At 41.9% G+C, this 8,577-nt stretch carries 9 protein-coding genes; all 9 read right to left on the bottom strand.

What is annotated here, in order from left to right; genetic code table 11:
- A partial coding sequence (locus tag A9E74_RS11065) for a hypothetical protein (protein ID WP_218104309.1) occupies positions 1 to 231 on the bottom strand: 231 nt, incomplete at its 3' end.
- An 18-nt stretch (positions 232 to 249) separates the two neighbouring features.
- On the bottom strand, positions 250 to 1,419 hold the full coding sequence (locus A9E74_RS11060) for a class I SAM-dependent methyltransferase (protein ID WP_176718927.1): 1,170 nt from the start codon (positions 1,417 to 1,419) through the stop codon (positions 250 to 252).
- Positions 1,420 to 1,423: 4 nt separating this feature from the next.
- Positions 1,424 to 2,443 carry a radical SAM/SPASM domain-containing protein gene (locus A9E74_RS11055; RefSeq protein ID WP_069296679.1) on the bottom strand — a complete coding sequence of 340 codons (1,020 nt, stop codon included), beginning with the start codon at positions 2,441 to 2,443 and terminating at the stop codon, positions 1,424 to 1,426.
- Entirely contained in the window at positions 2,433 to 3,638 is a 1,206-nt protein-coding gene (locus tag A9E74_RS11050) for an FkbM family methyltransferase (RefSeq protein ID WP_069296678.1), read from the bottom strand. The genes A9E74_RS11055 and A9E74_RS11050 overlap by 11 nt, the downstream gene beginning before the upstream one ends.
- Positions 3,632 to 4,912, bottom strand: a complete 1,281-nt coding sequence (locus tag A9E74_RS11045) for a glycosyltransferase family 4 protein (RefSeq protein WP_069296677.1) — start codon at positions 4,910 to 4,912, stop codon at positions 3,632 to 3,634. Before A9E74_RS11045 ends, A9E74_RS11050 begins: the two co-directional genes overlap by 7 nt.
- Positions 4,912 to 5,934 carry a radical SAM/SPASM domain-containing protein gene (locus tag A9E74_RS11040; protein ID WP_069296676.1) on the bottom strand — a complete coding sequence of 341 codons (1,023 nt, stop codon included), beginning with the start codon at positions 5,932 to 5,934 and terminating at the stop codon, positions 4,912 to 4,914. The genes A9E74_RS11045 and A9E74_RS11040 overlap by 1 nt, the downstream gene beginning before the upstream one ends.
- Before the next feature lie 24 nt (positions 5,935 to 5,958).
- The gene (locus tag A9E74_RS11035) at positions 5,959 to 6,804 is read right to left on the bottom strand and encodes an NAD-dependent epimerase/dehydratase family protein (RefSeq protein WP_069296675.1); all 846 of its coding nucleotides are present in this window, start codon (positions 6,802 to 6,804) and stop codon (positions 5,959 to 5,961) included.
- Complete coding sequence (locus A9E74_RS11030; protein ID WP_069296674.1) at positions 6,801 to 8,027, bottom strand: class I SAM-dependent methyltransferase; 1,227 nt, start codon at positions 8,025 to 8,027, stop codon at positions 6,801 to 6,803. The genes A9E74_RS11035 and A9E74_RS11030 overlap by 4 nt, the downstream gene beginning before the upstream one ends.
- Before the next feature lie 5 nt (positions 8,028 to 8,032).
- On the bottom strand, positions 8,033 to 8,575 hold the full coding sequence (locus A9E74_RS11025) for a dTDP-4-dehydrorhamnose 3,5-epimerase family protein (RefSeq protein WP_069296683.1): 543 nt from the start codon (positions 8,573 to 8,575) through the stop codon (positions 8,033 to 8,035).
- Positions 8,576 to 8,577: the final 2 nt, after the last annotated feature.

The following is an 8,577-nucleotide window of genomic DNA, read 5'->3' as shown; positions in this document are numbered from 1 at the left end:
GTTCAGGGTGATTAACCAAAACGCTATGTATTTTGAACCTGTTTTTCTAGTATCCCTATCTAAAAAACAGTCCACTTTAACGCCAAGGTTATGCAGATACTCACACGCCCACGTTCCTACAAATCCAGCACCATAGATCACTCCACCGTTGATAAAACTTTGATCTATTTCATCCACTAAAGGACCCAGGTTTTTAACTAGTTCAAGAACATCTTCCGATTTATATTTCATTTCATATTCCATTCTTAGTTAATGCAACAGATGAATAGACTGAGGGCGCCAGCCTAGAGACAATGCTGCATTTTCGATTTTTTCAGCGTGTAAATAAGGTGCAATAACCAGCACGGCTTCCGGCTCAATTTCCCGCGGATCTAATATCAACTGTTGCTGATAGTGACTTTGTTGTTTTTGTTTGCTGGCATCACATAATCGATAGTCAATTCCTGTTAGTTTCGGCAATAGACTAAATAGGTGTGTTGAGATCCCCCATATAGTCAGTTGAGAATTTTGCTTAGCTAAAGTGATAAGTGTCTCCGCCTGTTCTTGTAACGCCAGCTTTGAAGAAGTCACGTAGTTTGCGATATTGCCAATCGGCTCAAAAACAGTAGGTGAAGGATGCTCCGTCTTTTTAGCCAAAATCATCAACGAGGGATACTCAAATTCAGGAGTCGGTAAAGTCGCTCTTTGACAGGAAACGATTTCAAAACCATGTCTGTTTAGAGCATTACTTAACGATTGAGCTGAATAATGGTAGATATGTTCACGAATGCCCATCCAAAAAGCAGTTCCGACAGGCTGTTGTGTATAGTTTTCTGCATCCGGAACTTCAATCAATATATGTCCCTGATTCATTAAAACTGTATGTGCATTGCTTAGAACAGAATCTAAATCATGGATATGTTCCAAGACATGAAAGTAAGTCAACAAACTCTGACTGTTAACCGCAAATGGCAATGATAATGCGCCACCCGTTTGAAAACTGATTTGTGAATCATCACTATTTTGCTTTGGACTGTTATCAGGCATGCTTTTTATATCAACATCCACACCAATAACGTTGGCTTGCCAGCCTTTTTTATTTAGCCACTGCAAAAACCCGCCCCGACCACAACCAATATCCGTAATAGGTGTGTTTTCCAAACCAGCCTTCGAGATAAAATCAAAGTAATGCTGATATTTAGCTACATTGGCAGGTGAGGTAATATCAAAATGATCATTTTCAAAATAGCTACATTCGTTGGCATAAAATTGGGCCAACGTCTCATCGTCAATATTCGCGACATACACCAATCCGCAGTTATTACAGCTATGCCATTTGGCGGTGTAATTAAAGATTGATGCATCAAGACCACTATATTCCCAATCGGTCAAATGATGGGTCTCTGCCAAGCAAGCTGGACAAATATCATCTTTTCTCACTTGCTTACCTGCTCGCATTTAGTTTGGTTAAAAGCACTTCTTTGTAGCGATCGATATTATCAACCTGAGCATATTTAATATGACCACAGTTACGACAAATCGGATTGGTCTTTCGTTGGCCTTCCAGATGAAGAACTCTTAGCTCCAGCATTTTTTCAGAGTTCCATATTTGCTTAAGCGTTTGCTGCTTTAAATCCCCAATGACAAGTTTTTGATCCCAGTCGGGACAGCATGCACTGATGGTTCCATCGGCATTCACCGCCATTGCGTAGAAAAGATAACTACACACACTTTTTTCTTCCAGACTTTGCTGATATTGACCTTGGTCCATCTTGACCTCAAAGCCGCTTCTTTCTTCAATATCAAATTCAGGCCAGATAGGGGCAATGCTTTCCACAAAAATTCGATCACAATACTCGCCAAAAGTATCGTAAAACTCCCGTTGCTGATCAGGGCTAAGATAGTTACCGGGGACTTTTATGGTCACTTCACAGTCACCTTTATTGGCATATAGCCATTTGATTTTTCTAACAAACTCTGGAAAGTCTATTTTCACTTTAGCGTGTTGCAGATATTGTTCTGCATTGATGCCTTCCAATGAGATATTCAGACGATCCAAGCCCGCTGAAATCATTTTGGTTAGCAGCTCTTCGGTGAACAGAGCACCGTTAGTAGCAAGATCGATATGCTGAACCCGTCCACTATTTTTGGCTAAGGCAATCATTTCTGAAAGTTGTTTATTTAATAAGGGTTCACCAATCTTGTTCATTCGCATCACTTTCAGTGGTTGCGAAAACTCCGCTAGCTCATCAATTAATTTTTCGAACAACCCTAAGCCCATCAAACTCCGCTTGTAATCAGAGTTTTTAATCAAATCAATATGACCAGTCGGACAGAACTGACAACGAAAGTTACAGGCACTGGAAGGGTCGACATACAGCAAGAAGGGTGTTTCTAATGGAATCACATTTTGTAATTCAACCCTATCTTCTGGATTGAGTTTTGATTTAACTTCAGCTTTCATGATTGACTCCAGCATTGGTGGTTCGCTGATAACGTTCCGTTGGTATCGCATAAATTACAGCGCCTGTGCCACAACCACTGTGCAGTCTAAAAAAGAACTGGTAGTTGTCTAATGTTTTCATTAACCAAGCTGCCATTTTGTATAGTCCTAAGCTATTGTGATAGGCCGTGCTGGCCACGATGGGGCGATATTTCATTAATGTCTTTTCGGCCCCTTGCAAAGCGTTCAACTCTTCCCCTTCCAGATGTAACTTGATAAAAGTTACCGGGATGTCAAACGAATCAAAAGTCTTAACAGTAACGGTTTTATCGCCGATTTCGGTCAGTTGGCATGCATATCCCGCGCCATCAAAAAATTGACCTGCCCCTGAAATATCCGACAAGGCTATGTCATATAGATGAATTCTATCTTGATCACGCTCTATCAATTTAGACAAACTAACCTGTATCAGTGACAGATTGTCAGGATCAGGTTCAAATATCCATAACGACTGATAGTGATAATTGACAGCGTCCAATAGCAATAAGGATGTTTCCCCTTGATGCCCGCCAATATCGGCAATGACTTCTTGCTGATGCATGACTGACTTCACTTCAGGAATCAAATAGCGGTTATCTAGTTGCATATCTGCCCCAGCGAACAGCCAGTCTTCACGAAGGTGCCGCCAGGCAATGAACTGCAGGTGATAAGCTCGGGACATGGGATCATGCCACTGGCCCATCACAGCTAAAATTTGTTCACCCTCTTCAGCTGAAAGCTGAGAGCAAAACCAACCGTTACTAAGTGGATGCTTATCACGATAGGCTTCAGTTATATCGTAGAAATGAGCCACATCTTGCCAGCCCTGTTCAGTTAACGTTTTCCATAACTGTGAATACACACTATTAGCAACACAAATAGCCAATAGGGATGATTGTTTTATTTCCTCAGAAACGTGCTCCGGATGCAGTATGGTCAGATCCTGCCAGAATGGATCTTGGCGATGCTGCTCTGCTTGCTGATCAACCACTGCTTCGATAGCAATACCTAGCCGATCGCAATACTTTTTCGCCATCCGGCCCAAATTTCCGGCCCCATATAAAACAAGTGGTTTATCTACTTGACGGCTTGGATCAGCAATGGTTTGGTCGACCAGTTGGTATAGCAATTGGTCAACCATTTTCATATCGGGTAATGAATCAAATCGCCTCAGCATAATGAAGCTACTCCTCCAGCCCATTTCGCAAGCAATTCATCCTGTGGAAAATATCGATGAAAATGTACTGCCGACCCTTTAGTCTCTTCACTCATACTGTAGCGTAGATAATCGTCCTTGGGTGCCTCAACAGAGCCATCTTTTTTAAACAAGTCGGCATGTTGTTGGCAGGATAAAAACCACTCTGAAGGCGTATCACCAAAAATTTGGTCAAAGGCAATCGTCTGTTTTTGTGTTTGCATTGCCAAGTTGTATTGTTCATCAAAGGCTCGCTGCATTTTCCCTGATGAATGACGCTGCCGAACAAATGCTGCTGCATTTTCCCCAATTTCTGTTCGTTGTTGGGGATGCTGTTGCAGCCACAGAATGGCTTCAGCAAAACTCGCCTGATCATTAACCACTAGACCGGTTTTACCGTTTTCTACAATCTCACATTCAGCCGGGTTATTTAACACCACCGGAACGATGCCCATTGCCATTGCTTCAAGCAAGGCATTTTCATTCGTACCATAGTGTCTCGGGTTTTGCAGGTACGCCAAAACATTGATTTTGTCTAACGGTTTGGCGACATCATGAATGTAACCAGTAAACATTAACAAATCAGTTCGACCTAGAGCCTTAACTTGAGCTGTCAATTTGTCAGCATTCAAGGCATCACCAATCATCGTCACTTCAAATGGTTTTAATTCAACTTTATCCAGATAATAAATGTAGTCAGGATGCAGTTTAGAGAAGTTAAAACTTCCCAGATAGCCTACGGAAAGTTCTTGTTGTGAATCACAAGCTGTCGATCTGGGCCAATTTTCCAGTCCGTTATTACTATGAATAACCGTCAACTTTGCTTTGTGTAATTCCGGCAAAGACTGTATTGATTCAGCTTGGTAGGTGCAAGCTGAAGTCAGAATAAAACGTGAGGACATTTCCAATAAAGCATGGGGAATAATCTCATTATATAAGCCAGAAACATGACACCAGACCACCAGCCTCACTGGCAGATGACAGCATTTTAATAAAGCCGAAATCGTTGTTGGGTGGCGCCACCATTCCAGTTGCACGATGTCCGCATCGGTTATCAGTTGTTTCAGATGTTGTTCATCAGGGTCGACTATTACCTGGTAGCCAGCAGCGATGATCAACTTTATAAAATGATCTTTTTCGGCTTGTTCCAAACAAACAAACACATGCTCCACATTATGTTCCGATGGTTGGAGCAAACCTGATAATGCCCGTCCAACGCCACCACCAAGGTGTGGCGTGAGGTGAAGAACTTTCATTACCGGTTCGCCAAATGTGCCTTGAATCTTTTCAGTAAAACAGGTTGATAAGGGTCAATATTATCTGGCAAGCAGTGAGTCAGCTGACCACAGTTATTGCAGACAGGATGTTCGTTGCGTCTTCCTTCCAGATGTTGAAGGCGTAGTTCATTAAATTCGGTCGAGTTCCATATTTCTCGTAAGCTGTGTTCACGCACATCACCTACAATCAAGCGTCTCTCCCAATCAAGGAAGCATGAGCTAACCAAACCATCCGCATTGACCGACATACCATAGAAAATATATGGGCAAGTATCCGTTCGCGTAATCGGTTGGTTATAAATACCTTCGGTAATTTTTATCCCGGTTTTTTCTTCGACATCAAATTGAGGCCAACAAGGTGCAAAGTTTTCCAGGGAAATACGATCACAATAATCGCCGAACACATCAAAAAACTCCTGTTGCTGATCTTCAGTAATCAGCTCTTTAGGAATTTTCATCACAATTTCACAATTGCCTTTATTGGCATATAACCATTTGACGTTTTCAACAAACTGTTCAAAGTCAAAGTTGAAATTGGTGAATTTTTTGTACTGCTCTTTATTCATGCCATCAACAGAGATATTAATTTTATCTAAGCCGGCCTCAAGGATAGGTCCCATGCGCTCTGGTGTCATCAAAGAACCGTTAGTTGTGGTATCAATATAGTCAACAAATGGGCTTTGTTTAGCATAAGCAACCATCTTCGCCATCTCTTTATTCAATAACGGCTCACCATCTTTATACATTCTGAGCACTTTTATCGGTTTATCAAAACCTGCCAGATCATCAATCACTTTCTGAAAGACTTCGAATTTCATTCTTCCGACAAAACGGCCAGTATCTTTAATCAGATCCTTATGGCCCGTAGGACAAAAAGTACACTCAAAATTACAGGCACTGGCAGGATCGACAAATAAGATCATCGGTGTAGCTAAAGGAATGACATCCTGTAAAGGAGTGCGCTCCTCTAGATTAATTCTGGGTTTAACTTCAGCTTTCATTTGTGTCCCCTAATGTCATTTTATTCAGGATGTTACCCATTTTTTTAATTTTTTTGCATCGCCCCAAAAAGCCATTGCTTCGTAGTCTGGATATGGGTAATAGCCTAAATTAAGTTTTATTTTACTTTGACGTTCATTAATTAACTGTTTCACTAAATCTAATATGGTTATCGGCTGGCCACTGCATATATTGAGTATTCCATTGAAATCTTGGCGTTCTAAGACTTTAAGCAAGTATTGCGCCACCACCTCAACGGGCAAATAGTCTCTTAACTGTTCACCACCAGACATGTTAAAAAAAGGGTCGCCATTTTCAATTGCTTTTTCTAATTGAGATAACAGACTTTTAGGATTTTGACCTGAGCCATACGTATAAAACAAACGACACCATTGAAGCTTAAAAAATTGCTGTTTCTGCATGGAAACCAGCCATTGCCTAAGCTGTTCTTTTGCCTGAGCATACGGAATATCTGGAAATACCTGCATAGATTCAGTCAGCTGACCTTCCTGTTTACCATATTCAAGGCAGGTTCCGGTAACCAGAATATGCTTTATCTCTGCCTCAATCATGCTTTGTAAAAACTGCTTATGAGCCGGTAAAACCTGATCCAGATGAAAGTTTGCTTGATAATTCGGCAACCCGCTCCATGCCAGATGAATGAGTGCATCATGACTCGCTATTGAGTCAGGCCACTGCATTGCAGATTGCTCTATATCAGCTTCAATAATAGCAACCTGCTTCCCCCAGTCCGCTTTTAAAACAGCAGTTTTATCGCGTGCAATAACGGTGATTTCATGCCCTTGTCGAAGCGCTTGAGCAACCAAATGATTTCCGATAAAACCGGTCGCCCCTGTTACCAGTAATTTCATGGCAAAACGTTCAACTGCGGAATAGCGGTCACAAACTGCCCGCCCCATTGGCGAATATGTGCCTGCTGCAGCATCACCTCTTCAGCAATATTCCACGGCAAAATCAATACATAATCCGGTTGTTTTATCGCTATTTGTTCTGGCGCTAAAATCGGAATATGCGAACCTGGCAAAAACTTACCCTGTTTTGAGGCGGCAGCATCAACAACCAAAGGTAGTAAGTCGGTTGAGACACCAGCATAATTAAGCAGAGTATTGCCTTTCGCTGCGGCTCCATAAGCTACTACTGATTTATTTAAATGCTTTTGCTCTGTTAAAAATTCAAGTAAAGCTTGTTTAATATGATCGGCATAGCATTGGAATCCGGTATAGGTATGCAAGCTGGTTAAACCAAACGTTTTTTCTTCCTCTAATAATTTTCTGACAGCAGATTGAGTGCTACGTTTATCACCGTCATGGCAACCATAAATACGTAAGCTACCCCCATGAGTAGGAAGTGTTTCCACATCAAAAATTCGCAATCCAACGCTGTCAAAGATCTGACAGACCGTAGTCAAAGACAGATAAGAAAAATGCTCGTGGTAAACCGTATCAAACTGTCGTTGCTGTATTAACTGAAGCAAATGCGGAAACTCTAACGTAATGGTTCCCTCACTTTTAAGTAAGGTCTTTAATCCCGCTGTGAAATCGTTAATATCAGGTACATGTGCATAAACGTTATTGCCGATGATGAGGTCTGCCTGTTTGCCTTGTTCAATAAGCTGTTGTGCCAATTGTTGACCAAAAAACTCACGAATTATCGGGATCCCCAATGTTTCAGCATGGGCAGCAGTACTGGCTGTAGGCTCAATACCAATACAAGGAATCGCTGCCGCCACGAAGTTTTTCAATAAATAACCATCATTCGCAGCGACTTCTACTACCAGGCTATGCTGATCCAATTTCAGCCGTTGGGTAATCTGTTGACAATAGCGCTCAGCATGCAATAACCAGCCCTGTGAAACTGAAGAAAAATAGGCGTAATCATGGGTAAATAAGTTATCCGCAGCAGTGACATCTTCTGTCTGCACCAACCAACACTTGTCACATACAAACAATTTTAATGGAAACTTGGTTTCTGGCTGGGTAAGTTGCTCAGCACTTAAATAGGCATTGGAGGGTGGTGCCAGACCAAGGTCCAGAAACGTATGAGTTAATGGTTTTTCACAATGTCTGCAGTTCATCAAGATTAATCCTTCAACCACTCTTCCACTGTTGGCAGTAAGGAATCTCTTACCGATAAGTTATCTACCGGTAATGGCCAATCAATAGCCAACTCAGGATCCTGAACATGAACTCCACCTTCAACTTCTGCAGAATAAAACGCAGTGTGAAAGTAAATTAACTCACTTTCCGCCTCTAAAGCCTGAAAACCATGAGCACAACCTTCCGGGATAACTATCATCGTGTTGTTTTCCTGGCTCAATTCTTCTGCATGCCATTGTAGGAAGGTCGGCGACTCAGGGCGCAAATCCAACAAGACATCCCACACTGCCCCCTTAACGCAGCGGATAAATTTCATTTCCGCATCAGGAAAGCGTTGGTAATGTAAGCCTCGAACAGTACCCTTAGTAGTAGTTCGGCTGAAGTTCACTTGCTTGACTTCACGTTTTGCAAGAATAGGAGCCAGTGTTTTCTGACAAAACAATCTGGAAAACTGGCCTCGCTCATCTGCAAACGAAGTCTGTTTAATAACGAAAGCATCTGGAATGTCCAGCGATGTCAATTGCATGG

The organism is Methylophaga muralis, from assembly GCF_001720165.1.
GTDB lineage: Bacteria > Pseudomonadota > Gammaproteobacteria > Nitrosococcales > Methylophagaceae > Methylophaga > Methylophaga muralis.
The sequence above is the reverse complement of the archived record's forward strand: the minus strand, read 5'-3'. Positions and strand labels throughout refer to the sequence as shown.

Coding starts and splice junctions, on each gene's coding strand:
- A9E74_RS11035 (WP_069296675.1), bottom strand. CDS start 6,804: ATGAAATTACTGGTAACAGGGGCGACCGGTTTTATCGGAAATCATTTG.
- A9E74_RS11040 (WP_069296676.1), bottom strand. CDS start 5,934: ATGAAAGCTGAAGTTAAACCCAGAATTAATCTAGAGGAGCGCACTCCT.
- A9E74_RS11025 (WP_069296683.1), bottom strand. CDS start 8,575: ATGCAATTGACATCGCTGGACATTCCAGATGCTTTCGTTATTAAACAG.
- A9E74_RS11045 (WP_069296677.1), bottom strand. CDS start 4,912: ATGAAAGTTCTTCACCTCACGCCACACCTTGGTGGTGGCGTTGGACGG.
- A9E74_RS11055 (WP_069296679.1), bottom strand. CDS start 2,443: ATGAAAGCTGAAGTTAAATCAAAACTCAATCCAGAAGATAGGGTTGAA.
- A9E74_RS11030 (WP_069296674.1), bottom strand. CDS start 8,027: ATGAACTGCAGACATTGTGAAAAACCATTAACTCATACGTTTCTGGAC.
- A9E74_RS11050 (WP_069296678.1), bottom strand. CDS start 3,638: ATGCTGAGGCGATTTGATTCATTACCCGATATGAAAATGGTTGACCAA.